Source organism: Sphingomonas sp. (assembly GCF_004799495.1).
Taxonomy (GTDB): Bacteria; Pseudomonadota; Alphaproteobacteria; order Sphingomonadales; family Sphingomonadaceae; genus Sphingomonas.
Window position 1 is genome coordinate 93,027 of the sequence record NZ_SSMY01000014.1, and the last position, 26,104, is coordinate 119,130.

The following is a 26,104-nucleotide window of genomic DNA, read 5'->3' on the forward strand; positions in this document are numbered from 1 at the left end:
CGCGCGTACTCCCGCACGCGTGGAACGGGGCGGGATCTTCCTGGCGACGCGCATGACGCTCGGCCTTCTGGCCGCGCTGGCGGTGTCGGCGTGCGCGGAGAGCGACGGATCGAGCGTCACGTTGCCGATCCCCAAATTGCCGCCCAGGGTCATGCTTGAAAAGCTCGATCTCAACGTGCCGACGGACATCAATGCAGCCGACCTCAACGCCAGCGCTACCCCGGCGCTTGCCGTCGCGCCCGCGTTCAACGTGCTCGCGGGCACGCAAAGCCCCGACGACGCCGCGCGCGCGCTCGATTGCCTGACCAAGGCGGTCTATTACGAAGCCGGCAACCAGTCCGACGACGGCCAGCGCGCGGTTGCGCAAGTCGTGCTCAACCGCGTGCGCGACCGCGCCTTCCCGTCGAGCGTGTGCGGCGTGGTCTATCAGGGATCGCAGCGCAGCACCGGGTGCCAGTTCACCTTCACCTGCGACGGGTCGCTCGCGCGCCGCCCGAGCGAAGCGGGATGGATTCGCGCGCGCGCGGTCGCGAGTTCGGCGCTGGCCGGATCGGTCTACGCGCCGGTCGGATCGGCGACCTTCTATCACGCCAATTACGTGTCGCCGTGGTGGGCCAATTCGATGGACAAGGTCGCGACGGTCGGCGCGCACATCTTCTACCGGTGGCGCGGGGGCATGGAGAATGCGCTGGCATTCCGGCAGCGCTATTCTGGGTCCGAGCCGAGCCTGACCGGGCGCATCCCCGTGCCGGGCGACAGTATCGCTTCCGCTGGCGCCACTGCCGGGGTGGAAACGGTCGGATCGGTGATGATCCATCGCGGGCTGGTCGCGCCGGCCACGGTCAGCGTGAATGGGGCGCCGACCAAAGTGGCGGCGGTTGCCACGTCCGCACCGACGATGGGCAAGCTGATCCGCGTGGGTGGCGGTCGCGGCGTGCGTGTCTATCGCGGCACTCGGGGGCCGGCGTCGACCGAAGATCTGTCGGGGCAGGCGGTCGTCGACTAAGCCGCGCGTCGCTCGAGATCGAGCAAATACCGCTTCCCTTCCAGTCCGCCTGCGAACCCCGTCAGCGATCCGTCGCTGCCGATCACGCGGTGACACGGCGCGATGATCGAAATCGGGTTCTTGCCGTTCGCCGCGCCGACCGCGCGGCACGCGGTAGGCCGTCCGACCTGCGCTGCGATCTCCGCATAGGTCCGCGTTTCGCCAACCGGGATCGTCAGCAACGCCGCCCACACGCTCTTCTGGAACGGGGTTCCGTGGAAATCGAGCGGCACGGTGAAGGCCGATCGCTTGCCGGCAAAATATTCGCTTAGCTGCCGTGCGGTTTCGGCGAGCACCGGATGGTCGGGCTGCTCGGTCATCGCGCCGAGCCGCACGCGGTCCTCGCGGTCGTTTTCCCACAGGATCGCCGCGAGGCCGCGGTCGCTCGCGACCAGCTTGAGCGTGCCGACCGGCGAGGGAATGTGCGTGAAGGCATAGGTCATCGGTTTGTCCTTGGTGGCTTGCACCAAGGCTTTAGGCGCGCCGCCGACGGCAGACTTCCCGTGCTTTGCGGCCAAAGTCAGCGGCCCAACCCCATCCGCTGCAACTCGCGCTGACCACTCAACTGATGTTTGAGCGCGCCCGCCAGGTGCAGTGCGAACAGCGCGTAGACGAGGTATGCGATCAATTCGTGCGCCGCGCCGAACGTGTCGTGGACCCATTTCTTGCTGTCGGGTGGCAAGTCCATGATGAAGCCGAGCCGCGGAATCTCGAACAGCCCGAACCACGTGATCGGGTGCGCGGCGGCGTCCTTGAACGCACAATCCATCACGTACCCCGTGATCGGCATCGCGAAGAGGACGAAATACAGCCCCCAATGGACGATATGGGCGAGATTGCGCTCCCACGGCCGGTAACTCAGCGGGAACGCCGGGGGGCGATGGCTCAGCCGCCACAGCAGCCGCAGCACCGCGAGGCCCAGGATCGTCAGCCCGATCGCCTTGTGCTTGTCGATCATCGGGCGGACATATTCGCCGAGCGCGGGATGCGTGTCGCCGTACGGCCAGATCCATGCCAGCGCGATGTTGGTTAGAACGCCCAGCGCCACGATCCAGTGCAGGAAGATCGCGGTCCGCGTATATCGTTCATTCCCCATCCAGCACCACTCCTGCAAACGCTTCAGGCTAGTCCGCACCCGAAACGAACGCTAGGGAATATGACGCCCCCTCCCCAGGTCTTGTTCCCGATGCTCCAGCGTACGCCGGCGGATGCGCTGGCCCAGACCTTCGCGATCCTGTCGCCGCGGCTCAACCCGCGCCGTGTCGGCGGGCCGAGCCGGGCGATCAGCGGGCTGGTGTATCTCGCGTTCGTCGCATTGGTCGCGATGGCGTTCCTGCGCCAGGGCATCCTCGTCTGGTCGGTCGGGGTCGCGTACATCCTGTACGATACCGCGCTCCTCATCTTCACCGCGATCGAGATCTGGCCGCTGCGGCATGGTGCGCGCGTGCCGGTCGTCGAGGGCGCTCAGCCGAGCCTCGCCGTCATCGTCGCCGCACGCAACGAGGCGGCGGTGATCGACGTGACGATCGACCGGCTCGCGGCGCAGGACGGCGCGCCTGATTTGATCCTGATCGCGGACGATGGATCGGACGATGCAACCGCGGCGACGCTCGCACGCTATGGGCTGGATCAGCCCGAGGTCGGTGCGATCAGCGATCCTGCGTGCGATTTGCCCAGCCTGCGCTGGTTGCGCCTCCCGCACGGCGGCAAGGCGCGCGCGCTCAACGCCGCGATCGTGCATGTCGACGAGGAGATCGTCATCACGGTCGACGCCGACACCTTGCTCGAGCCCGGCGCGATCGCCGCGATGCGCGCCGCCTTCGCCGCCGAGCCGCAGCTCGTCGCGGCGACCGGTGTGATCCGCCCGATGTGCGGGCCGAGCCTCACGGCGCGGCTGTTCGAGTGGTTCCAGACCTACGAATACGTCCGCAATTTCCTGTCGCGCCATGCGTGGGAGCAACTTAACGGGCTGCTGCTCGTGTCGGGCGCGTTCGCCGCGTTCCGGACCAAGGCGGTGGTGGAGGTCGGCGGGTTCGACTCCGATTGCCTGGTCGAGGATTACGAACTGATCCACCGCCTCCACCGCTTCGCGCACGATAGCGGACGCGATTGGCGCGTGCGCGTGATCGGCGGCGCGCTGGCGAGTACCGACGCGCCCGCGACGCTCCCCGCCTTCCTGCGCCAGCGCCGCCGCTGGTTCGGCGGCTTCCTCCAGACGCAACACTGGAACCGCGACATGGTCGGGAATGGCCGGTTCGGAAAACTCGGCACAGCGATGCTACCCGTGAAAGCCGCCGACACCGTCCAGCCGATCTTCGGGCTCGCCGCGTTCGCCATCCTGCTCGTCGTGCTGTTCAGCGGGCGGTTCCACATCGTGCTGCCGATCCTGATCATCATGGGGGTCAAGATTGCGATCGACCTCAGCTTCCACCTCGCCTCGCTCAAACTCTATTCGCGCTGGACCGGGCAGACCAAGGGGCTGCGGCTCGGCCCCGCGCTCGCCGCCGCGCTGCTCGAGCCGTTCAGCTTCCAGCTTTTCCGCCACTGGGGCGCTATCCTGGGGTGGAAGGCGTTCCTGACTGGCCGCGAGACCTGGGCGCGCCAGAGCCGCACCGCGATCGCTGAGGTGAAAAGGGAATCCTGATTCCCCTCCCTCTTAGGAAGGGGGCTAGGTCAGGAACGGCGCCGCCAGTTCCGGCCGCACCCGCATCAATCGCCCGGTCGCGCGGTCGATCAGCGCCCAGGTGGTTTTGGCCTGCACCTTGACCGTGCCGTCCGCGCCCGTGAACCGCACGTGCCGGTCGAAGCGCGCGCCCTGCGGCGGGTCGCTGACCCAGGTTTCGGCGACGACCGTCTCGCCCGCCGCCACGTTGCCGCGATAATCGATCTCGTGCCGCGTCACGACCCAGATCATCGCGTCGCGCTGTTCGGGCGTCGCGATGCTGTTCCAGTGCGCCACCGCGATGTCCTGGATCCACTTCACCCACACTGCATTGTTGACGTGGCCGAGCTCGTCGATGTCGGCATCGGTCGCGGTGATGGGGTAGGAGAGGCCGGCCATAGCGCTACTCGTAAAAGGCGGCGCCCCGGTTGGGCGGCTGAAAGGATTGAAAGAAGGAAACCCTGAAGACATCCTCGACCTCGGCGCTTCGGCCGAATTCCAGCAAGGCTGAGTTCAATGCTTTTCGTCGCGCGACCGCCACATCGCGCGCGAAAAATGTGCGCGTCGTATTATATCTCATGTTGTCGAACCGTTGGGCCGCTTGACCAGCGATGGAGAAGCGGAAGAACGGCATTACGCTTCTACGCCTAATTGCCACAGCACGAAGGCATGCTCCTCGGCGCTTTCGTAGAGGCTGTCGAAGCGCCCCGACTTGCCGCCATGGCCCGCGCCCGTGTTGGTCTTGAGCAGCAGCACGTTGTCGTCGGTCTTGGTCGCGCGGAGCTTGGCGGCCCATTTGGCCGGTTCCCAATAGGTCACGCGCGGGTCGTTGAGGCCGCCCGAGATGAACAGCGGCGGATAGGCTTGCGCCTTGACGTTGTCGTAGGGCGAATAGGAGCGGATCAGATCGAACGCGGCCTTGTCCTCGATCGGGTTGCCCCATTCGGGCCACTCGCCGGGGGTCAGCGGCAAGGACTCATCGAGCATCGTGTTGAGCACGTCGACGAACGGCACGTCGGCGATCACCGCACCCCATAATTCGGGATCGGAATTGACCACCGCGCCCATCAGCTCGCCGCCCGCCGAGCGGCCCGCGATCGCGATCTTGCCCGCGGCGGTCCAGCCGTCCGCGATAAGCGCCTTCGCCACATCGACGAAATCGTTGAAGGTGTTGGCGCGCTTTTCGAGCTTGCCATCGTGATACCATTGCTGGCCGAGATCGTCGCCACCGCGGATGTGCGCGATGGCATAGGCGAAGCCGCGGTCGAGCAGCGACAGCCGCCCGGTCGAGAAACCCGGCGGGATCGCATAGCCGTAGGCGCCATAAGCGTAGAGAAAGAGCGGGCGTGAGCCGTCGCGTGGGAAGTCCTTGGGATAAACGATCGACACCGGCACCTCGGTGCCGTCGCGCGCTTTGATCTTCAGCCGCTCGGTCGCGTATTTGCCCGCGTCGTAGCCGCTCGGAATTTCCTGCACCTTGAGCGTCGTCATTTCGCCGGTCGCCACGTCGTAGTCGTACACGGTCCCCGGCGTGACCATCGATTCGTAACCCAGCCGGATCACCGGCATGTCATATTCGGGATTGTCGCCGAGGCCGGCGGCATAACTCGCCTCGGGGAAGACGATCCGCTGCGGCGCGATGCCGGGATCGTAGCGGTGGATCGCGATCTGATCCAAGCCGTCCTCGCGCCCCTCGACCACGAAATAGTCACGGTAGCACTCGATCCCGGTCATGTAGAAATGCGGGCTCGGCGCGATCAGTTCGGACCAGTTGCTCGGGTCCGAGAGCGGCGCGGTGCAGAGTCGCCACATCGGATCGGTGTCGTTGGTGTGGATATAGAGCGTATCGCCGTGGGTCTCGACATCGTATTCGCGGCCGGTCTTGCGCGGCGCGACGCAGAGCATCGGCGCGGTGGGGTCGCTCGCGGGAAGCAGATAGGCTTCGCTGGTATTGTGGTCGCCCGTCGCGACGACGATCCACTGGCGGTCGCTGGTTTCCGACACGCCGACGCGGAAGCCTTCGTCGGCCTCGTGGTACAGTTCAACATCGTCCTTCGGATCGGTCCCGAGCCGGTGCAGCCGCGCATTGTCGGTGCGCCATTGCTCGTTGGCGAGGCCATAGAGGAACGCGCCGTCGTCGGCGGTCCAGACGATCTCCGACAGCATGCCGGGGATCGTATCGGGGAGGTGCTCGCCGGTCGCGAGGTCCTTGACGCGGATCGTGAACCGCTCCGCCCCGCTGTCGTCGATCGCATAGGCCAGCAGCTTGCCGTTGTTCGACACCGAAAAGGCGCCGAGCCGGAAATATTCCTTGCCCTCGGCCAGCGCCGGCTCGTCGAGGATGAGTTGGTCCTCGCCACCGGCGACGGGCTTGCGCCACCATTTGCGGTACTGCCCCCCGGTCTCGAACGCGGTCCAATAGAGCCAGTCGCCGTCCTTCTGCGGGACCGAGGAATCGTCCTCCTTGATCCGCGCCTTCATCTCTTCGTACAGCCGATCGGTCAGCGGCTTGTGCGGCGCCATCACCGCTTCGAAATAGGCGTTCTCCGCCTCGAGATAGGCGAGCACGTCCTTGTCGGTGACGGTCGGGTAGTTCGGGTCCTTCAGCCATGCCCAAGGGTCTGAAATCGTCGTACCGTGCGCGGTGAAGGAATGATCACGCGTCGTGGCGATTGGGGGCTTGGGATTGGTCATGCGCGGTTCCCTAGCCTCCTCGTCATCCCCGCGAAAGCGGGGACCCATCTCGTGAACGTGAGGCTGGGTGCAGCCGCAGGAGATGGGTTCCCGCTTTCGCGGGAATGACGGTAGAGGGATGGCCGATGCCGACCCGCCCATCGCACCCGCGCCTCACGCTCCTCGCGACGATCCTCGCCTCGACGCTGGCGTTCATCGATGGGTCGGTGGTCAACGTCGCGCTGCCGGCGATCGGTCGCGACCTGCACGCGAGCGCGGCGGACCTGCAGTGGACGATCAACGCGTATTTGCTCCCGCTGTCGGCGTTGCTGTTGCTGGGCGGGGCGGCGGGGGATCATTTCGGGCGGCGGCGGATGCTGATCGGCGGGATCGCTTTGTTCGCCGCGGCGTCCTTTGCGTGCGCGCTGGCACCGGGCCTCGGCGTGCTCCTCGCCGCGCGCGTCGTCCAGGGCGTGGGCGCGGCGATGCTGATGCCCAACAGCCTGTCGATCCTGAGCCACGCCTTTTCGGGCGAGGAAAAAGGCCGCGCGGTCGGCACCTGGGCAGCGGTCGGCGCGATCGCGTCGGCATTCGGGCCGCCGCTCGGCGGGTGGCTGGTGGACAGCGTCGGGTGGCGCGCGATCTTCTTCATCAGCCTGCCGGTCGCCGCGGCGGCGATCGGCCTCGCGCTCACGGGCGTCGCGGAAAGCGGCGAGGGCCAGCAGCCGCTCGACTGGCCCGGCGCGGCGCTGGCGACGGTGGCGCTGGGTGCGCTGACCTGGGCACTGACGCTATGGTCGAGCCAGCGCGTCATGACCGAGGCGGCGTGGATCGCGCTCGGCGTAGGGCTCGCCACGCTGGCGCTTTTCGTGATTGTCGAGCATCGCCGCTGTGACCGTGCGATGATGCCGCTCGCCTTGTTCGGGACCAAGGCGTTCGTCGGACTCACCTCCTATACCTTCCTGCTTTACGGCGCGCTCGGCGGGCTGATCGTGCTGCTGCCGTTTGTGCTGATCACCGGCGGGGGCTATTCGCCGGTGCAGGCGGGGCTCGCGCTGTTGCCGTTTTCGATCGGGATCGGCCTCGGGTCGCGCGCGATGGGCATACTGACCGAGCGGATCGGGCCGCGCTGGCCGCTCACGATCGGGCCGCTGGTGGTCGCCGCCGGGTTCGCGCTGATGCTCCGGGTCGAGCCGCAAGCGAGTTACTGGACGAGCGTGCTCCCCGGGATCGCGGCGATCGCGCTCGGCATGGCGATGGCGGTCGCGCCGCTGACCACCGCGGTGCTGTCGTCGGTCGACGACGAGCACACCGGCACCGCCTCGGGCTTCAACAGCGCGATCGCGCGGACCGGCGGGCTGATCGCGACGGCGTCGTGCGGCGCGGTGATCGCGGCGAGCGGCGCGGCGTTGCTCGGGGCGTTCCATATGGCGGCGGTCGTCGGCGCCGGCCTTGCGATCGGCGCGGGCGCGTCGGCCTTCGCCAGCTTCGACGCCAAGCCCGGCTGATCGCCCACTTGTCGCGCGCGCCGCGTTTCTGGCAAGGGAGCATCATGTCCACCTACGCCGACCGCCTTTCCGCCCTTCGCGACCAGCTCAAGCGCGATCGCCTCGACGGGTTCGTCGTCCCGCTGACCGACGAGCATATGTCCGAATATGTCGGCGCCTATGCGCAGCGCCTCGCCTGGCTGACCGGGTTCCAGGGATCGGCGGGGACCGCGGTGGTGCTGCCCGCCGAAGCCGCGATGTTCGTCGACGGGCGCTATACGCTGCAGGTGCGCGAGCAGGTCGATGGCGGCGATTACCAGTTCGTCGAGGTGCCCGCGACGAGCGTCGCCGACTGGCTCGGCGCGCACGTTTCGCAGGGCGGACGGATTGGCTACGACCCGTGGCTGCATACGTCGGAATGGGTGAAAGCCGCCGAAAAGGCGCTGGCGGCGAAGGGTGCCGCGCTGGTCGCGGTCGACACCAACCCGGTCGACGCGATCTGGCCCGACCGCCCGGCACCGTCCGACGCGCGGCTGGTGGTCCAGCCCGACGACCTCGCGGGCAAATCATCGGCGCAGAAGCGCGCCGACATCGCCGACTGGCTGGCCGAGCAGAAGGCCGATGCGGTGGTGCTCTCCGCGCTCGATTCGATCGCCTGGGCGCTCAACGTGCGCGGCGCCGACGTCGAGCGCACCCCGGTCGCGCTGGCCTATGCGATCGCCAATGCCGACGGCACCCTCGACCTGTTCGTCGCGCCGGAGAAGATGAGCGACGAAGTCGCGAAGCACCTCGGCAATGCGGTGACGGTGCACGATCGCAAGGATTTCGCGCCGGCGCTCGGCAAATATGCCGGCAAGCGCGTCGCCGCCGATCCCGAGCGCGCGGTCGCGGCGATCATCGACGGGCTGAAGGCAGGCGGCGCGACCGTGCTCGCGCTGCGCGACCCGGTGGTGCTCGCGAAGGCGATCAAGAACCCGGCCGAGGCCGCCGGTCACCGCGCGGCGAGCGTGCGCGACGGCGCGGCGCTGACGCGCTTCCTCAAATGGTGCGAGGAAACGCTCCCCAACGGCACCGAAACCGAGCTGACCGCCGCCGCCAAGCTGCAGGAATTGCGCGAGGCGACCGGGCTGCTCAAGGATTTGAGCTTCGACACGATTTCCGCCACGGGGCCGCACGGCGCGATCCCGCACTACCGCGTGACCGAGGAATCGAGCCTGCCGATCGGCCCGGGCCAGCTCTATCTGGTCGATTCGGGCGGGCAGTACGCCGACGGCACCACCGACGTGACGCGCGTCGTGCCCGTGGGCGAGCCGACGCCGGAGATGGTCGATCGCTTCACGCGCGTGCTTCAGGGGCATATCGCGCTCGCCACTGCGGTGTTTCCCGAAGGCACCAACGGCGGCCAACTCGACGCTTTCGCGCGGCGGCCGCTGTGGGAAGCGGGGCTCGATTTCGCGCATGGCACCGGGCACGGCGTCGGCGCTTATCTCGCGGTGCACGAGGGGCCGCAGCGGATCGCCAAGCCCAACTACCCCGGTGGCGGCCCGGCCGAACCGCTCAAGCCCGGCATGATCATCTCGAACGAGCCGGGCTACTATAAGGCCGGCGATTACGGCATCCGGATCGAGAATCTCGTGCTGGTCGAACGCCGCGACATCCCCGGCGCTGAGCAACCGATGATGGGGTTCGAAACGCTGACCTACGCGCCGATCGAGCGGCGGCTGATCGAACCGGCATTGCTGACCGTGGCCGAACGCGCCTGGCTCGACGCGTATCACGGGCGGGTGCTCGACGTGCTCGGGCCCGAACTCGACGCCGACGAGCGCAAGTGGCTCCTCGCCAAGTGCGCGACGATCGGGGGGTGACCTAGTCCTCCCCGTTCACGGGGAGGTGGCAGCCGCAGGCTGACGGAAGGGGTGGGCGGCGAGCAGCGTCGCTTGCGGCGATCTCCCTCCACCACGCCGCTGCGCGTCGCGGTCCCCTCCCTGTAAAACGGGGAGGATTTTTAAGGCCTAACTACCGCGTTGACCGCATCCGCCGCGCGTAGCGCCGCCATCAGCTTCTCAAGATGCGCGGCGTCGCGGACTTCCAGGTCGATCTGATTGGTGTGGAAGCCGGTATCGGTCGAATCGAAGCGGATGTTGATGATGTTGGCGCGGTGCTGGCCGATGATCGTCGACACGGTGCCGAGCGCGCCGGGCTCGTTCTTCAGCGTGATCTCAATCTGCGCCATCCCACCTTCGGCCTTGTTGCCCCAGGCGAGATCGACCCAATCGGCGTCGTCCGATTTGGCCAGCACCGGGCAATCGATGCGGTGGACCGCGATTTCCTGGTCGGGGCGGCGCAGACCGACGATGCGGTCGCCGGGCACCGGGTGACAGCACGAATCGAGCATATAAGCGACGCCCGGGGTCAGCCCGGTGATCGATACCGCCGATTGCTGCGGCAGCGCGCGGCCGGCGTCGGTCCCCGCCGATCCCGGCATCAGCGCCTCCATCAGCTGCGCGTCGGTGATCCGGTGCCGCGCCACCGCTTCGAGCAGCGCGTCCTCGTCGGTCAGCTTGAGCTTCTTGAGCGCGGTCTTGACCGCATCGACGCTGAGCGGTGCGGGCAGGCGCTGGACGATCTCGTCGTAGAGCTTGCGCCCCAGCGATAGCGTTTCCTTGCGCTCGGTGAGTCTGAGCGAGCGGCGGATCGCGGCGCGCGCCTTCCCGGTGATCGCGAAGTTGAGCCAGTTGGGCTGCGGCGTCTGCGCCTTCGAGCGCAGGATCTGCACCTGGTCGCCATTGTCGATCGCGGTGCGTAAGGGAACGTGCCGGCCGTTGATCTTCGCTCCCACCGCCTGGTCGCCGAGATCGGTGTGGACGGCATAGGCGAAGTCGATCGGCGTCGCGCCCTTGGGCAATTGGTGCAGCTCGCCCTTGGGTGTGAAGGCGAAGATGCGGTCCTGGTACATCGCCATGCGCGTGTGTTCGAGCAGTTCCTCGGGGCTGTCGGCGGTCTCGAGGATCTCGACCAGGTCGCTGATCCAGCTGTGCTGTGTGTCGGCGCGGACCTTGCCGGTCTTGTACGCCCAGTGCGCGGCGAGCCCGTATTCGGCCTCGGCGTGCATTTCCTCGGTGCGGATCTGGATTTCGACGCGCGTGTCGCCGGCGTGCATCACCGAGGTGTGGAGCGAACGATAGCCGTTGCGCTTGGGGGTCGAGATGTAATCCTTGAAACGGCCCGGCACGCTCGGCCAGCGGCGGTGGATGATGCCGAGCGCGCGGTAGCAATCCTCCTCGGTCGGCACCGTCACGCGGAACGCCATGATGTCGGACAGCTGCTCGAAGCTGATGTGCCGCTCCTGCATCTTCTTCCAGATGCTGTACGGGTGCTTCTCGCGCCCCGATATGTCGGCGTCGACCCCGGCGCGCGACAGGAGCAGCTTGAGGCCGGAGCCGATCTTGGCGATGCGGTCGCCGCCGCCTTCCTTCAACTGCTCGAGGCGCTTCGTAATGGAGGCAAACGCTTCGGGCTCGAGCTGCGCGAAGGCGAGGCTCTGCATCTCCTTCATGAACTCGTACATGCCGATCCGCTCGGCGAGCGGCGCGTAGATGTCCATCGTCTCGCGCGCGATGCGCTTGCGCTTCTCCGGGTTCTCGATGTGGTGCAGCGTGCGCATGTTGTGCAGCCGGTCGGCGAGCTTGACCAACAGCACGCGGATGTCGTCGGACATCGCGAGTAGGAACTTGCGCAAATTCTCGGCGGCGCGCTCGGTGTCCGATTGCGCCTCGATCTTCGAAAGCTTGGTGACGCCGTCGACCATCCGCGCGACATTGTCGCCGAACAGTTTCTCGATCTGCTCGGGGGTGGCGACGGTATCCTCGATCGTGTCGTGGAGGATCGCGGTCGCGATCGTCTCGTCGTCGAGGTGGAGGTCGGTCAGGATACCCGCGACCTCGATCGGATGGCTGAAATAGGGGTCGCCCGAGGCGCGCTTCTGGCTGCCATGCGCCTGGAGCGAAAAGACGTAGGCGCGGTTGAGCAATGCCTCGTCGGCGTCGGGATCGTACCCGAGCACGCGATCGACGAGTTCATATTGGCGCAGCATCTATGGCTAAGATGCCCGGATGACGCTGCTTTGCAACAAAAATGCTGGCCGCGGGCGAACCCGCGGCCAGAGAGGGGAGCTCAGTTCGCCTTGGCGTTGCACTTGGCGAGGGCGTCGGCGTCGAGCGCCTGGCCGCCGGCCGAGAACGACGAAAGCTTGCCGACGCGCTGCGCGACGAGCTGGCACAGGATGAGGTCGCGTTCGGCCGCCTTCGACGCGGTGAACGCGCCGTCGCGGAACTTCCATAGCGTGTCGCGGGTGATGATGCTGGTCTTGGCCGGCGCCTCGACCGGGGTGGCGGCGTAATAGCCGGCCGACCCCAGGGGCTGCGCGAGCGCGACGGTCGAGCCGAGCACGGTGGTAACGGCTAGCGCGCCGATGAATGCGAGTGTGCGGGACATGTTTTCCTCCTTCGTCCGGTGCAACGCACAATAGGTTGCGAATCACTACCTAGTGTATTAGGTAGCAGGTTGCAACTAAAAACTTACATGGCATTTTCATGACGCAAAAAATACGATACGCTGCTGGCAAAAGAGAGGAATTCCGATGGGCATGAGCGGCCATCTGCGCGAGCCGCTGCGCGACCTGGTCGAGTGCAGCTTGCCGGCGGCGCTCGAGGCGATGGGCGAGCGCTGGTCGTTCATGATCCTGCGCGCGGCGTTCAACGGCCTGCACCATTTCGAGGAATATCAGTCGGAGCTCGGCATCGCGCGCAACATCCTGGCCAACCGGCTGGCGCGGCTGGTCGAGCACGGCATCCTGACACGCGAGGCGCTGCCCGAGGATCGCCGCAAGATTCAGTACCAGCTGACCGACAAGGGGTTTGCGCTGCTCCCGACGATGGTCGCGCTCAGGCAATGGGGCGAGCGGTGGGAGACGGGCACGCCCGCGACCCCGGTGCTGGTCGATGCGCGCGACATGCGCCGGATCCAGCCAGTCCAGGTGCTGTCGCATGACGGCCGCCCACTCGGGAAGGGCGACTTACATTGGGCGCTGCCCGAGGATGTGGTCGGCGAGAACGAGCCGTTGCAGCAGGCCGCGGAGTAGGCCATAGCGTCCTCCTAGCGAAAGCTGGGATCTCAGGCGACGGCGCGATACCGCACGAGACCCCAGCTTCCGCTGGGGTGATGGTTTTAGGTAGGCAGTTTTCCGATGAACTGCCGCACCGCACCGGCGATCGGCGCGGGCTCGCCGGTCGGCAGGTGGACGTTGACGATCACCATGTCGACCGCACAGTGCAGCTCGCCGGTCGCTTCGTTCACCATCTCGTAGCGCTGCGTCATGCTGGTCGTGCCGACGCGGTCGATGCGGACCCAGATACGGATCGTGTCGCCCCATACGAAGGGCTTGAGATAGTCGACCTCCGCGCGGCGGACGTGGAATTCGGTGTCGGTCCACACCGGGCCGAGCGCGTCGGCGATCCCGGTCCATTCCCAGAACTCGGCCGCGGCGACGTCGGTATATTCGAGGTAGCGCGAGTTGAAGACGACCTTCTGCCCGTCGATCTCAGCATAGCGGACCTTGAACGCGGTCGAGAAAGCGAAGCCCTCGCGTTGCATCAGAACAGCAATTTCGCGCCGACGAGCAGCAACACAGTCGCGAGGATCGGCGTGAGGAAGCGGTCCGACACGCGGCTCGCGATAAGGCTGCCCACAATGATTCCCGGGATCGACCCGGTGAGCAGCGAGACCAGAATTTCGCCATTGACCGATCCGAGCAGCCAATGACCCATCCCCGCGAGCAAGGTCAGCGGCACCGCGTGCGCGATGTCGGACCCGACCAGCCGGTTGATCGGCAGCGTGGGGTAAAGGATCAGCAGCGCGGTCATCCCGAGCGCCCCCGCGCCGACCGAGGTCAGCGACACCAGCGTGCCGAGGATCGCGCCGAGCAGCACGGTGAAGATCAGCGGGTGCTCGCTTCCGACCGCGCCAACGCGTGGCGTCAGGTACGCGACGATCCGTGCGCGAAAGATCGTCGCGACCGCCGACAGGATCAGGACGATGCCGAGGATCAGCGAGATCGTGTGCCCAGTCCTGGCCGCGCCCGCGTGCCCGATCGCCAGCAGCGTGAGGATCGTCGCCGGCACGCTCCCCGCGGCCAACCGGCCGACGACGCGCCAGTCGACCGTCCCGCGCCAGCCGTGGACGGTGGTGCCGACGGTCTTGGTCGCCGAGGCGTAGAGCAGATCGGTCCCGACCGCGGTGGTCGGCGCGACGCCGAACACCAGCACGAGCAGCGGCGTCATCAGCGACCCGCCGCCGACCCCGGTCAGCCCCACGACGAGGCCCACCAGCACACCGGCTAGCGAATAATGCCAATCTATCGGCAAGATGGGATCAGCCCGCCGAGGCGCCGGGGGTGTTGACCCCCATCGATTGCAGATAGCGCTTCACGTTGCGCGCCGCCTGGCGCAGCCGCTGCTCGTTTTCGACCAATGCGATGCGCACGAAACCTTCCCCGTTCTCGCCATAGCCCACCCCTGGCGCAACCGCGACCTGAGCGTGAGTCAGCAATTGTTTGGAGAACTCAAGGCTGCCTAGGTGCGCGAGGCTCGGCGGGAGCGGCGCCCAGGCGAACATCGAGGCGCGGGGGGAGGGAATGTCCCACCCGGCGCGGCCGAAGCTTTCGACCAGCACGTCGCGGCGCTTGTGGTAGAGCTGGCGGTTCTTCTCGACGATGTCCTGCGGTCCGTTGAGCGCCGCGCACGCCGCCGCCTGGATCGGGGTGAAGGCGCCATAGTCGAGGTACGATTTCACCCGCGTCATCGCCGCGATCAGCTGCTTGTTGCCGACCGCGAAGCCGATCCGCCAGCCGGCCATCGAATAGGTCTTCGACAGGCTGGTGAACTCGACCGCGATGTCCTTCGCGCCCTTGACCTGCAGGATCGAAACGGTCGGGTTACCGTCGTAGTAGAGTTCCGAATAAGCGAGGTCGGAGATGATCCAGACCTGGTTTTCCTTCGCCCAAGCCACCAGCCGCTCGTAGAAAGCGAGGTCGACCGTCTCGGCGGTCGGGTTCGACGGATAGTTGACCACCAGCACGCTCGGGCGCGGGACAGTAAAGGCGATCGCGCGTTCGAGCGCGTCGAAATAGGCTTCGTCGGGCGTGGTCGGCACCGCGCGGATCGTCGCGCCGGCGATGATGAAGCCAAACGTGTGGATCGGGTAGCTCGGGTTGGGCGCGAGCACGACGTCGCCCGGCGCGGTGATCGCGGTGGCGAGGCTGGCGAGCCCCTCCTTCGAACCCATCGTCACGACGACTTCGCTTTCGGGATCGACCTCGACCCCGAAACGGCGGCCGTAATAATTGGCCTGCGCGCGGCGCAGGCCGGGAATGCCCTTCGACTGCGAGTACCCGTGCGCGTTGGGCTTCTGCGCCACCTCGACCAGTTTCTCGATGACGTGCGGCGGCGGCGGCAGGTCGGGATTGCCCATGCCGAGATCGATGATGTCCTCGCCCCCCGCGCGCGCCGCCGCGCGCATGCCGTTGACCTCGGCGATGATATACGGCGGCAAGCGTTTGATACGGTAGAAGTCGTCGGTCATGTCAACAAGTGTGCCGCGCGGCCGCGTAGAGGGAAAGCGCAAATCGGGCGGAACGGGTGCAAATCGCGCGCTTCCGCGTTAGAGCGGAAGCCATGGTCGACGATCCAACTCCGCCCGAACCCGATACCACCCCAGGCGCCGGCGTCCGCGCCGTGCTCGATGCCTGGGGGCAGGTGCTTGCCCCGGTCGCGGCGGCGGGGCGGGGCGCGGTCGATCCCAAGGACCGGCGCTTTTCGGGCGCCGAATGGGAGCACCCGGTGTTCGACCTGATGCGCCAGGGCTATTCGGTGATGGCCGACGCGATGATGAAGTCGGTCGACCAGGCGCCGGGGCTCGACGACGCGGGGCGCGACCGCGCGCGGTTCGCGATGCGCACGTTGGTCGAGGCGATGAGCCCGGCCAATTCGCCCTTCACCAACCCCAAGGCGCTCAACAAGGCGCTCGACACAGGCGGCGCGAGCTTGGCCGAGGGGTTCGCCAAGATGCTTCGCGATTTCCAGCGCGGGCAGCTGACGCACACCGACCCCCAGGCGTTCGAGGTCGGGCGCAACATCGCGACCACGCCGGGCAAGGTCGTCCACGAAACCCCGCTCTATCAGCTGATCCAGTACGCGCCGACCACCGATCGGGTCGCGAACACGCCGCTCGTCATCTTCCCGCCGTGGATCAACCGCTTCTACATCCTCGATCTCTCGCCCGAGAAAAGCTTCATCCGCTGGGCGGTCGACCAGGGGCTGACCGTGTTCATGGTCAGCTGGAAGTCGGCCGACGCGTCGATGAGGGACGTGGTGTGGGACGATTACATCGCCGCGCAGATCGACGCGATCGACACGATCCGCGACGCGCTCGACGTCAAGTCGGTGCACGCGATCGGTTATTGCGTCGCGGGCACCACGCTCGCAGCCACCCTCGCGGTGCTGGCGGCGAAGGGAGAGGCGAAGAAGGTCAAGTCGGCGACCTTCTTCACAGCCCAAATCGACTTCTCGGAAACCGGCGAGCTCGGCAATTTCATCGACGACGCATATTTGCAGCTGATCGAGACGCTGTCGGGACAGGGGTATCTTGACGGGCGCTATCTCGCCGCGACGTTCAACATGCTGCGCGGCAAGGATCTGATCTGGTCGCCGGTGGTCAACCATTATCTGCTGGGCGACAAGCACCCGTCGTTCGACCTGCTCCACTGGAACGGCGACGTCACCAACCTGCCCGCCAAGTGGCACAAGGCGTATCTGACCGACCTGTACCGCGACAACAAGCTCGCGCAGCCGGGCGGGGTGAGCGCGCTGGGGGTGGCAATCGACCTGTCGAAGGTCGAGACGCCGAGCTACATCCAGGCGGGGCGCGAGGACCATATCGCGCCGGCCGAAAGCGTGTGGAAGATCACGCATCACTTCGCCGGGCCGCTGAAGTTCGTGCTCGCCGGGTCGGGGCACATCGCCGGCGTGGTCAACCCGCCCGCCGCGGGAAAATACCAGTACTGGACGGGCGACAGCGAGGCGGGATCGCTGGCCGATTTCGTCGCCGGCGCGACCGAGCACAAGGGCAGCTGGTGGCCCGACTGGATCGAATGGATTCGCGAGTTCAGTACGAAGCAGGTGGCCGCCCGCGTGCCAGGCGAGGGCAAGCTTGCCGCGATCGAGGAAGCGCCGGGACGTTACGTCAAAACGCGCTGACCCACCTTCTGCGACAGTTATGTTGCAGCGCACAAAAATGCTTGACTATCCTGCGCAAATGCCTATTTGTGCAGTGCAGCAATGACGTTGCGGAGGCAAAGAATGTCGACCAAGGCTCCTGTTTCGAAGACTTCGGCGCGCAAGCCCGTAGCCAAGAAGCCCGCCGTGGCGAAAGCCGCTTCCTCCGTCGTCGCCGCGCCTGCCGCCGAGCAGCCGGTGTGGCCGGTCGTCGAGACCCCCGCCGTCGACAAGACAGTGACCGCCGTAACCGACAAAATCTCCGCCGTTGCCGCCGAAGCGGCCCCGGCCACAACCAAGGAAGTGACCAAGATGGAAGCTACGATCAAGGACGCCACCGCGAAGGGCGAAGCCCTGTTCGCCGACATGAACACCCGCGCCAAGGCCGCCATGGAAAAGGGCACCAAGGCGTTCGCCGAGCTCAACGAGTTCAATAAGGGCAACGTCGAAGCGCTCGTCGAATCGGGCAAGATCGCGGCCAAGGGCTTCGAGACGCTGGGCCAGGGCTATGCCGAATATGCGCGCCGTCAGTTCGAAGGCACGACCGCCGCGTTCAAGAGCTTCGCCGGCGTCAAGTCGCCGACCGAGTTCCTGAAGCTGCACGCCGACTTCGTCCGCGGCCAGTTCGATTCGATGGTCGCCGAGACCTCGAAGAACACCGAAGCCTTCATCAAGCTGGCTGGCGACGTCGCCAAGCCGATCTCGAACCGCGTCGCAGTTGCCGCCGAGAAGCTGAAGGTCGCCGCGTAAGCCAACGCCTCGGCCGCAAGGCTGAACGAAAAAATGGGCGGCCGCCGGGCAACTGGCGGCCGCTTTTTCGTGCTCGATGCTGGGCGCCCCTTGGCCGTTGACGACGACTCGGCGTGTGCTATCAAAATAATACAGCTTGACGGGGACAAGCTATTGACTACAGGCGTAATCGTATTGATTACGTACGTAGTTATAGCGTTGGGGAGGGTAGAGTGATGTCCCGTCATGTTCGTTTGCGGTACCGTGCCGTGTTGTCGACCGGCGTCGCGCTGATCCTTCCTTCGCCGGCCGCCGCGCAGACAACGCCGCCCCCGTCCTCCGATCCCGCCGTAGCCCCCGCGCCACAGCCGGTGTCAGCCGCGACCGCCAAACGCGTCTACCTGCCCGCCGACTTCGCCCGGTTCGCGCCGCAGACCGCGTACGACATGCTGACGCAGGTGCCGGGGTTCACGATCCGCAGCGCCGACCAGGAGCGTGGGCTCGGCCAAGCGTCGGAGAACGTGCTGATCAACGGCGAGCGGATCGCCAACAAATCGGGCGGCGCGATCGACGAATTGCGCAAGGTTCCCGCGGGCAATGTCGAGCGGATCGAGATCGTCGACGCGTCGAGCCTGGGGATCGCCGGGCTGGTCGGCCAGGTCGCGAACGTCATCGTCAAGGCAGCGGGCGGCGGCAAGGGCCAGTTCGCCTGGACCCCTGACTTTCGCGCGCACTTCGCCAGGCCCAACCTGTACAGTGGGTCGATCAGCTATTCGGGCAAGGTCGGCGGCTGGCTCGACTATACTTTATCGGTCGAGGACCAGACCGGGCGCGGCGGACTCGGCGGTCCGGTGCTGATCACCGACGGCAGCGGCGCGCTGATCGAGCGCCGCAACCAGATCTTTCACAGCGAATCCGACCTCGTCACCGGCAAGATCAAGCTCGGGTTTCGCGGCCCCGGGTCGGCCAAGGGCAATCTGACGCTGTCGGGAACACCCTACTTCAACCCGGTGTACAATGCCGACACGCGCGTGCGTGCCGACGGCGACGACCGCAGCCGGGTGGACCGCAGCCAGTTGAACGGCTTCTATTACGATATCAGCGGCGACTATGAGTTCCACCTTGGTCCGGGGCGGCTCAAGCTGATCGGGTTGCGCCATCTCGACCACGAGCCGATCCTCGAACGGCAGGTGACGAGCTACGTCAGCGGCGCGCCCGACACCGGCACGCTGTTCGGCCGCAATTCGCTGATCGGCGAAACCGTCGGGCGCGCCGAATATTCGTGGAAGATGGGCAAGAACGCGCTGTTGTTGACATTCGAGCGCGCGTTCAATTCGCTCAACCAGCGCGGGTCGCTGGCCGCGCTGTCGCCCGCGGGCAGCTTCGACCCGATTCCCTTTCCCGGCGGGTCGGGGAAGGTCGAGGAGACGCGCTATGAGGGCACCGCGACGCTCAGCCGCCCGCTCGGCCCCAAGGTCGACCTCCAGGCGGTAATCGGCGCCGAGCAGAGCACGCTCACGCGCGTCGACGGCAACCTCGCCCCGCGCAAATTCTTTCGGCCGAAGGGCAGCCTGTCGCTCGGCTGGCGGCCGTCGCCGGGTTGGGACGCCAGCCTCAAGCTGACTCGCCGCGTCGGCCAGATCAGCTTCTACGATTTCCTGTCGCAGCCCAATTTGAGCCAGGATCGCCAGAACGCCGGCAACCCCGACCTCGTCCCGCCGCAAAGCTGGGAGCTGGAAGGCGAAGTTGGCCGCGAGCTCGGGCGCTGGGGCAAGACCCGGCTGCGTGTCTATGCGCACAAGATCACCGACATCATCGACATCATCCCGATCGGCGCGACCGACGAAGGCGTCGGCAACCTTCCCAACGCGACGCGGTTCGGCATCGTCAGCACCAGCACGTTCCAGTTCGACCCGATCGGGTGGCGCGGCGCCAAGCTTGACGCGACGCTCGGCACCGAGCGCACGCGCGTGCGCGACCCGCTGACCGGAGTCGAGCGATCGATCAGCGGCAATCACGATGCGTGGATGGACTTCTCGTTCCGCCAGGACGTCCCCGGCAGCCACTTCGCGTACGGCGCGGAGGCGCAATACGACCATTTCAACCGGACCTTCTACACCACCGAAGTGCTGCGCAGCTGGGAGGGGCCGTGGTTCGTCAGCGCGTTCGTCGAGCGCAAGAACCTGGCCGGGCTGACCGTGCGGTTCACCGTGATCAACCTCAACAACGCACGGCATCTGCTCGACCGTTACGTCTATGACGGGCGCCGCACGACCAACCCGCTGCTGTTCCGCGAATACCACAACCAGCTGATCGGGCCGATCTTCGCTTTTTCGGTGAAGGGCAACTTCTAGACGGAGCGGATTGCCAGCGGCGGGCAAAAAGGGCGGTTAACGGCGGTCTCGCCCCCTTGCCCTCGCCCGCCGCAATGCCATATTTTGGTTTCCGCGATGTTCGACTACACCAATATCACGATGGCCAACGGTCCCGGTGGGATCGGTGACGATGACGACGGCACCGGCGTCGGGATCGCCACGCGCACCCGCACGCGGACCAAGCAGCCGACGCCGTACCGCGTGCTGATGCTCAACGACGATTACACGCCGATGGAGTTCGTCGTGCTGTGCCTCCAGCAATTCTTCCGCATGTCGGTGGAGGAGGCGACGCAGGTCATGTTCCACGTCCACCAGAAGGGCGTCGGGGTATGCGGCGTGTTCACCTACGAAGTCGCCGAGACCAAGGTCAGCCAGGTGATGGACTTCGCCCGGCAGAACCAGCACCCGCTGCAGTGCACCTTGGAAAAGGCCTGATCGTCCTTCAGGCGCTCCCAGTCGCCATCATGTAAACGATCTTGCCGAGCGCCCCGAGCAACAGCACCAGCGTCGTCAGCGCCTGAATCAGGAACCCCGTGCTGCGCTTGGCCGGATCGGCCATGTAGCCGCTCGAATAGAGCAGCCGGCCTACGATCCACACGACGCCGAGCCCCGCCGCGACCTTCTGGTTCCAGTAGAGCGCAAACAGCCACAAAGCGGTCAGGAAGGTCGGCAGCCATTCGAGCGTGTTGACGTGCACGCGCACCGCGCGCTCCAGCACCGGGTGCCCGGTCATCGCCGGCGCCTCGATCCCCGACGTGCCGCGTGCCTTCGCGACCTGCAGCCCGAGGCCGATATAGACGAGCAGCGCCACGATCGTGACGATGGCGGTCCAGCTGTATTGCATCATGACGTTTCCCCCTTGTTCTGGGAGTATGTCACGATGGGCGCCGCCGGCAAAGCCATGGCCTGACGAGGCGCCGCCGCCCCAAAATTACGTTAACCATCAATCGTTTCGCGTCGGGACAGCACCAAAATCGCGCGCGATCCGTTAGGGTTTTTGCGCTAGGCGCTCTCGCGCCGGGATCGGCCCGGGCGGGACCCTGATGAACTTTTGGCGCACATCGACGATCCGGCGGAGCCGCGCGGCGCTTTTGGCGCTGCTGATCGGCCTGCCCGTGCTCGGGGTGTCGGCGAAGGCGGCGGTGGTCGCCTATTACGCGCCGCCGGCCGTGGCGCTCGCGCCGCCGCTCCCGCCGATCGGGTACGAGAGCGAGGATCACTTCCCCGGTGCCGCGTCGCTGTACGTGGCGGAAGAGGATGCCGCGCCGATGGTCGGCACGACGGGGACGATCGACATCAGCACGCTCGCGATCCCGACCAACGCCGTGCTGACTCCCGACCTCGACGGCACGGTGAAGCCGGCGCAACCCTTCTCGATGCTCGGCGCGAGCGCGCTCGACCGCGCGCGTGCGCTCGATTGCCTGTCGACCGCGATCTATTACGAGGCGGCGTCCGAAAGCGACGACGGCCAGCGCGCGGTTGCGCAAGTGATCCTCAACCGCGTCCGCCACCCGGCCTTCCCCTCGACCGTATGCGGGGTGGTCTATCAGGGCTCGGAGCGCACCACCGGGTGCCAGTTCAGCTATGCCTGCGACGGGTCGATGGCGCGCCCGCGCTCGGCTGTGGCGATGGCGCGCGCGACGCGGATCGCGGCGGCGGCGCTCAACGGGTACGTGATGGGTGCGGTCGGGATGGCGACGCATTACCACACCTATGCCGTCACTCCGTCGTGGAACCGCAGCCTGGTGATGACCGACGCGATCGGCGCGCATTTCTTCCACCGCTGGAAGGGCTATTGGGGCACGCCGGCCGCGTTCAGCAACGCGCGCTACCGGGGCGGCGAGCCGGTGCCGGGGCCGCATCGCCGGATCGACCCGATCCTCCCGCTGATGCCCCCGACCGCGTTCGCGATGGCGACCACTACGCCGGTCCCGGGCACGGCATCCGTCGCGAAGACCGACACGAGCTTCATCCAGCCGGGCTATCAGGACGCGAGCGTCGCCAAGCCGGGGCCGGCCGCCAGCGCCGACAATCTGCCGGGCGAGTCGCAGATCCTCGACCGCTGGAAGGATTCGGGCAAGCCGCTGCGGTAGTGGCCGCGCGCTAACCCTAAGCCGTCACCCCGGACTTGATCCGGGGCCCATCTGGCGGCGAGCGCAACGCCGCGGTTCAGCGATGAGCGTGCGGCACAATGGATCCCGGCTCAAGGCCGGGATGACGGAATTGGAGAGGCAGGCTCGCCTATTTCCCCAGATACTTCGCCCACCACGCGAACACGCGCTTCTTCAGGTCGAGGATGTGCTCGGGCTGGCGGATGCCATGGCCTTCATCGGGGTAGATCATCAGCGTGGTCGGCACGCCGAGCTCCTTCAGCGCGTGCCAATATTCGATCGACTGGGTCGGCGGCACCTCGATGTCGCGTTCGCCGACATAGATGAAGGTCGGGGTCCGCGCCTTCTTGATGTACGTGATCGCGGAAACCTTCGTGTACGCCTCGGGGTCGTCGTACGCGGACTTGCCGAAGAACGGGATCATCCACTGGTCGATCCCGTTGGTGCCGTAATAGCTGATCCAGTTCGACAGGCCGGCCCCCGCGACGATCGCCTTGAAGCGGTTGGTCTGGGTGTTCGCCCACATCGCCATGAACCCGCCATAGCTGCCCCCGGTCAGCCCGAGCCGTTCGTCGTCGATCGGCGCGACCTTCTCGACCGCGTCGACCCCGGTCAGGATGTCGCGCAGGTCGCCGCCGCCGAAATCGCGCTTGTTGGCGGCGGTGAACGCCTCGCCCTGGCCGTAGGAGCCGCGCGGATTGGGGTAGAAGACGTAATAGCCGGCGTTGACATACTCGGCATTGGGGCTGTCGGCGGACGCGAAGCTTGGGCCCGAGGCCGAGGACGGCCCGCCATGGACGTTGACGATCATCGGTGCCTTGCCCGCCGGCGTGACGCGCGGGCCGATCAGCCAGCCCTGCACGTCGTATCCGTCGTTCTTCCACGTGATGCTGGTCGCCTTAACGACAGGTGCCACGCCGTCGTTATCGGCCGTGATCTTGCGCACCGCGCCGCGCGGGCCCGCGTAGATGGCGGGGGCGTGCTCGAAATCCTGCACCACCGTCGCGAGCACCGATCCGTCGCTGCTGAACGCGACCCGGCCGTCGCCCGCGCCGAAGCTGACCGGCTGTTCCCACGCGACTTGCGTGCCCTTGCCCGGCGCGAAGGTCGCGACCTGTGCATTCGCGCCCATCAGCCGGGTCTCGCGAATCCCACCCCTGGTCCAGGTGAACGAGGTGACCGTCGCCTTGTCGCCCTTGGTCGCGTTGACCGGCTCGCCGCCCGCGAACGGCACCGTCCAGATGTCGCCGCCTACGGGTCCGAAATCGCTCATCAGCCCGCCGATATAGGCGACCGTCTTTCCGTCCGGCGAAATGCGCGGGAAATTGAGCTGGGTCTTGGGCCGGGCGATGGTGCGCACCGCGCCGGTCGTGGCGTCGACCGCGTCGAGCGTTGCGACCCACCAATTGTTGTCGCCATTGCCCAGTGCCGTCGTCGCGACGAACCCGCGCCCATCGGGGGTCCAGTCATATTCGTAGATGTAGCGGTCGGCAGGGGAGAGCGGGCTCACGTCGCTCACCGTCTTCCCGCTCAGGTCGAACACCGCGATGCGCTGCTCGTCGCTCTTCTCGCCGATTTCGCCGACCTGCCGCACGCCGGGCTGAGTCGCGCCCGATTCCTTTGCAGCACCAATCGTCACGAGCAGCGCGATGCGCTTGCCGTCGGGGGAGAAGCGCGGCGTTTGCGCGACGCCCTTGACCACTGCGATCGCGCGCGAGGATTTGCCCTCGCCGACCTCGAGCGTCATCGTGCCGGCGGCGCGGTCGCGCTGGAGCCAGGCGAGCGATCCGCCGGGGCCGAAGGTCAGCCCCGAATAGCTGCACGTCACGCACGGATCGATTGTCGCCAGGATGCGCCCGTCCTTGACCGAGCGCACCACGATCTTGCCGTGAATGCCCCCGCCCGATTCGATGCTCGCCAATTTGTCTCCCGCGGGCGACAGCGCCAGCGCGCCGTACGAATGGACCGGCGCGGCGAGCGCGGGGACGGCGGCGGAAGCGAGCAGGGCGGCGGCAAGGACTAGGCGCATCGGGAACTCCTCGGGAGGGACGCGCTTCGTTAGTCCGTAACCGGCGTTCGAAAAAGAGGCAGGCGAGCGTTCGCTCTCCAACGGTTGCGTTCGGTGCCGAACGGGTCAAAAAGCGCGGCCATGTCATCGACCATCGAGGAACTCGCCCGCAGGCGAGAGGCCGCCCGCCTCGGCGGCGGCGAAAAGCGCATCGCCGCACAACACGCCAAGGGCAAGCTGACCGCGCGAGAGCGAATCGACGTGCTGCTTGACGAAGGCAGCTTCGAGGAGCTCGACATGTTCGTCGAGCATAATTGCGTCGACTTCGGGATGCAGGACGCGGTGATCCCGGGCGACGGCGTGGTCACCGGCACAGGCACGATCAACGGGCGAATGGTGTGCGTTTTCTCGCAGGATTTCACCGTGTTCGGCGGCTCGCTGTCGGAGCGCCACGCGCAGAAGATCTGCAAGGTGATGGACCTGGCGATGAAGATCGGCGCGCCGGTCATCGGACTCAACGATTCGGGCGGCGCGCGGATTCAGGAGGGCGTGGCGTCGCTCGGTGGCTATGCCGAGGTGTTCCAGCGCAATGTGCTGGCGTCGGGCGTGGTGCCGCAGATCAGCCTGATCATGGGGCCGTGCGCGGGCGGCGCGGTGTACTCGCCGGCGATGACCGACTTCATCTTCATGGTGAAGGATTCGAGCTATATGTTCGTCACCGGCCCCGACGTGGTGAAGACCGTGACCAACGAGGTCGTGACGCAAGAGGCTTTGGGCGGCGCGGTGACGCACACCACCAAGACATCGGTCGCCGACAATGCGTTCAACGACGATATCGAGGCGCTGCTCGCGGCGCGCGATTTCGTGGATTTCCTCCCCGCCTCGAACCGCGAGCCCGTGCCAGAGCGCCCGACCGCCGACCCGTGGGATCGGATCGAGGACAGCCTCGACACGCTGATCCCCGCGTCGGCCAACCAGCCGTACGACATGCACGAGCTGATCCGGAAGACGCTCGACGAGGGCGATTTCTTCGAGGTTCAGCCGGGCCATGCCGGCAACATCATCGTCGGCTTTGGGCGGATCGAGGGGCGCACGGTCGGCGTCGTCGCCAACCAGCCGATGGTGCTGGCGGGCGTGCTCGACATTAATTCGTCCAAGAAAGCCGCGCGCTTCGTCCGCTTCTGCGACGCGTTCGAGATTCCGATCATCACCTTCGTCGACGTCCCCGGCTTCCTGCCCGGCACCGCGCAGGAGCATAACGGCATCATCAAGCACGGCGCCAAACTGCTGTTCGCCTATGCCGAGGCGACCGTCCCCAAGATCACCGTCATCACGCGCAAGGCCTATGGTGGCGCCTACGACGTGATGGCGTCGAAGCACCTGCGCGGCGACCTCAACTACGCCTGGCCGACCGCCGAGATCGCGGTGATGGGCGCGAAGGGCGCGGTCGAGATTATCTTCCGCGGCAAAACCCCCGAGGAAATCGCCGAACGGACGGCGGAATACGAGGCGCGCTTCGCCAACCCGTTCGTCGCGGCGTCGAAGGGCTTCATCGACGAAGTGATCCAGCCGCACTCGACTCGGCGGCGGATCGCGCTGGGCTTGCGCAAGCTGCGCGGGAAGCAGCTCGAGAATCCGTGGAAGAAGCACGACAATATCCCGCTGTGATGCCGTCATCGCGACCG

23 protein-coding genes are annotated in these 26,104 nt (G+C 66.6%); 11 read left to right on the forward strand and 12 right to left on the reverse strand.

What is annotated here, in order from left to right; translation table 11 throughout:
* Window positions 1-52: 52 nt before the first annotated feature.
* Complete coding sequence (locus tag E7773_RS15315; protein WP_293993046.1) at window positions 53-1,006, forward strand: cell wall hydrolase; 954 nt, start codon at window positions 53-55, stop codon at window positions 1,004-1,006.
* Here the strand turns inward: E7773_RS15315 and E7773_RS15320 are convergent.
* Both E7773_RS15320 and E7773_RS15325 read right to left on the reverse strand, forming a co-directional pair.
* On the reverse strand, window positions 1,003-1,488 hold the full coding sequence (locus E7773_RS15320; protein WP_293993049.1) for a methylated-DNA--[protein]-cysteine S-methyltransferase: 486 nt from the start codon (window positions 1,486-1,488) through the stop codon (window positions 1,003-1,005). The genes E7773_RS15315 and E7773_RS15320 overlap by 4 nt on opposite strands.
* Window positions 1,489-1,565: 77 nt before the next feature.
* Entirely contained in the window at window positions 1,566-2,141 is a 576-nt protein-coding gene (locus E7773_RS15325; protein WP_293993051.1) for a cytochrome b, read from the reverse strand.
* Window positions 2,142-2,201: 60 nt separating this feature from the next.
* Between E7773_RS15325 and E7773_RS15330 the strand changes: the two genes are divergently transcribed.
* Entirely contained in the window at window positions 2,202-3,689 is a 1,488-nt protein-coding gene (locus E7773_RS15330; RefSeq protein ID WP_293993053.1) for a glycosyltransferase, read from the forward strand.
* A gap of 24 nt (window positions 3,690-3,713) precedes the next feature.
* Here the strand turns inward: E7773_RS15330 and E7773_RS15335 are convergent, their stop codons facing one another.
* Genes E7773_RS15335 through E7773_RS15345 form a run of 3 tightly spaced genes read right to left on the reverse strand, consistent with a single transcriptional unit; the run spans window position 3,714 to window position 6,401 of the window.
* Entirely contained in the window at window positions 3,714-4,106 is a 393-nt protein-coding gene (locus tag E7773_RS15335) for an acyl-CoA thioesterase (RefSeq protein WP_293993055.1), read from the reverse strand.
* Between the two features lie 4 nt (window positions 4,107-4,110).
* Window positions 4,111-4,341, reverse strand: coding sequence for a hypothetical protein (locus E7773_RS15340; protein ID WP_293993057.1), 231 nt, complete (start codon window positions 4,339-4,341; stop codon window positions 4,111-4,113).
* The gene (locus E7773_RS15345; protein ID WP_293993060.1) at window positions 4,341-6,401 is read right to left on the reverse strand and encodes a S9 family peptidase; all 2,061 of its coding nucleotides are present in this window, start codon (window positions 6,399-6,401) and stop codon (window positions 4,341-4,343) included. The genes E7773_RS15340 and E7773_RS15345 overlap by 1 nt, the downstream gene beginning before the upstream one ends.
* A gap of 125 nt (window positions 6,402-6,526) precedes the next feature.
* Here E7773_RS15345 and E7773_RS15350 point away from each other — a divergent pair, with 125 nt between their 5' ends.
* Together E7773_RS15350 and E7773_RS15355 are read left to right on the forward strand one after the other, a co-directional pair.
* Entirely contained in the window at window positions 6,527-7,888 is a 1,362-nt protein-coding gene (locus E7773_RS15350) for an MFS transporter (protein WP_293993063.1), read from the forward strand.
* 44 nt (window positions 7,889-7,932) lie between these two features.
* Window positions 7,933-9,732 carry an aminopeptidase P family protein gene (locus E7773_RS15355; RefSeq protein ID WP_293993065.1) on the forward strand — a complete coding sequence of 600 codons (1,800 nt, stop codon included), beginning with the start codon at window positions 7,933-7,935 and terminating at the stop codon, window positions 9,730-9,732.
* 140 nt (window positions 9,733-9,872) lie between these two features.
* Here the strand turns inward: E7773_RS15355 and E7773_RS15360 are convergent, their stop codons facing one another.
* Together E7773_RS15360 and E7773_RS15365 are read right to left on the reverse strand one after the other, a co-directional pair.
* Window positions 9,873-11,960 carry a bifunctional (p)ppGpp synthetase/guanosine-3',5'-bis(diphosphate) 3'-pyrophosphohydrolase gene (locus tag E7773_RS15360; RefSeq protein WP_293993068.1) on the reverse strand — a complete coding sequence of 696 codons (2,088 nt, stop codon included), beginning with the start codon at window positions 11,958-11,960 and terminating at the stop codon, window positions 9,873-9,875.
* An 80-nt stretch (window positions 11,961-12,040) separates the two neighbouring features.
* Window positions 12,041-12,361 carry a hypothetical protein gene (locus E7773_RS15365; RefSeq protein WP_293993071.1) on the reverse strand — a complete coding sequence of 107 codons (321 nt, stop codon included), beginning with the start codon at window positions 12,359-12,361 and terminating at the stop codon, window positions 12,041-12,043.
* Between the two features lie 151 nt (window positions 12,362-12,512).
* On the opposite strand from E7773_RS15365, the gene E7773_RS15370 reads away from it, so the two are divergent.
* A complete protein-coding gene (locus E7773_RS15370; RefSeq protein WP_293993073.1) occupies window positions 12,513-13,007 on the forward strand; it encodes a helix-turn-helix domain-containing protein in 495 nt (164 codons plus the stop codon).
* A gap of 86 nt (window positions 13,008-13,093) precedes the next feature.
* Here E7773_RS15370 and E7773_RS15375 read toward each other — a convergent pair whose 3' ends face one another.
* The 3 genes from E7773_RS15375 to E7773_RS15385 are packed head-to-tail and all read right to left on the reverse strand — an operon-like array spanning window position 13,094 to window position 15,505.
* Window positions 13,094-13,519, reverse strand: coding sequence for a thioesterase family protein (locus E7773_RS15375; RefSeq protein ID WP_293993075.1), 426 nt, complete (start codon window positions 13,517-13,519; stop codon window positions 13,094-13,096).
* Window positions 13,519-14,289 carry a sulfite exporter TauE/SafE family protein gene (locus tag E7773_RS15380; RefSeq protein WP_293993077.1) on the reverse strand — a complete coding sequence of 257 codons (771 nt, stop codon included), beginning with the start codon at window positions 14,287-14,289 and terminating at the stop codon, window positions 13,519-13,521. The genes E7773_RS15375 and E7773_RS15380 overlap by 1 nt, the downstream gene beginning before the upstream one ends.
* A gap of 7 nt (window positions 14,290-14,296) precedes the next feature.
* The gene (locus E7773_RS15385) at window positions 14,297-15,505 is read right to left on the reverse strand and encodes an LL-diaminopimelate aminotransferase (protein ID WP_293993079.1); all 1,209 of its coding nucleotides are present in this window, start codon (window positions 15,503-15,505) and stop codon (window positions 14,297-14,299) included.
* A gap of 92 nt (window positions 15,506-15,597) precedes the next feature.
* On the opposite strand from E7773_RS15385, the gene phaC reads away from it, so the two are divergent.
* The 4 genes from phaC to clpS all read left to right on the forward strand — a co-directional run bounded on the left by phaC (window position 15,598) and on the right by clpS (window position 20,735).
* Complete coding sequence (gene phaC, locus E7773_RS15390) at window positions 15,598-17,178, forward strand: class I poly(R)-hydroxyalkanoic acid synthase (RefSeq protein WP_293993081.1); 1,581 nt, start codon at window positions 15,598-15,600, stop codon at window positions 17,176-17,178.
* 102 nt (window positions 17,179-17,280) lie between these two features.
* Window positions 17,281-17,946, forward strand: a complete 666-nt coding sequence (locus E7773_RS15395; protein WP_293993083.1) for a phasin family protein — start codon at window positions 17,281-17,283, stop codon at window positions 17,944-17,946.
* Between the two features lie 350 nt (window positions 17,947-18,296).
* Entirely contained in the window at window positions 18,297-20,279 is a 1,983-nt protein-coding gene (locus E7773_RS15400; RefSeq protein WP_293993085.1) for a TonB-dependent receptor plug domain-containing protein, read from the forward strand.
* 120 nt (window positions 20,280-20,399) lie between these two features.
* A complete protein-coding gene (gene clpS, locus E7773_RS15405) occupies window positions 20,400-20,735 on the forward strand; it encodes an ATP-dependent Clp protease adapter ClpS (RefSeq protein WP_293993141.1) in 336 nt (111 codons plus the stop codon).
* 7 nt (window positions 20,736-20,742) lie between these two features.
* On the opposite strand, the gene E7773_RS15410 is transcribed toward clpS, so the two are convergent.
* Window positions 20,743-21,147 carry an MAPEG family protein gene (locus tag E7773_RS15410; protein WP_293993087.1) on the reverse strand — a complete coding sequence of 135 codons (405 nt, stop codon included), beginning with the start codon at window positions 21,145-21,147 and terminating at the stop codon, window positions 20,743-20,745.
* Window positions 21,148-21,343: 196 nt separating this feature from the next.
* Here E7773_RS15410 and E7773_RS15415 point away from each other — a divergent pair, with 196 nt between their 5' ends.
* On the forward strand, window positions 21,344-22,393 hold the full coding sequence (locus E7773_RS15415; protein WP_293993090.1) for a cell wall hydrolase: 1,050 nt from the start codon (window positions 21,344-21,346) through the stop codon (window positions 22,391-22,393).
* 148 nt (window positions 22,394-22,541) lie between these two features.
* Here E7773_RS15415 and E7773_RS15420 read toward each other — a convergent pair whose 3' ends face one another.
* Window positions 22,542-24,440 (reverse strand): S9 family peptidase, encoded by a 1,899-nt coding sequence (locus E7773_RS15420; protein WP_293993093.1) that lies wholly within the window; start codon window positions 24,438-24,440, stop codon window positions 22,542-22,544.
* A gap of 120 nt (window positions 24,441-24,560) precedes the next feature.
* Between E7773_RS15420 and E7773_RS15425 the strand changes: the two genes are divergently transcribed.
* The gene (locus tag E7773_RS15425) at window positions 24,561-26,087 is read left to right on the forward strand and encodes an acyl-CoA carboxylase subunit beta (RefSeq protein WP_293993095.1); all 1,527 of its coding nucleotides are present in this window, start codon (window positions 24,561-24,563) and stop codon (window positions 26,085-26,087) included.
* Window positions 26,088-26,104 lie beyond the last annotated feature (17 nt).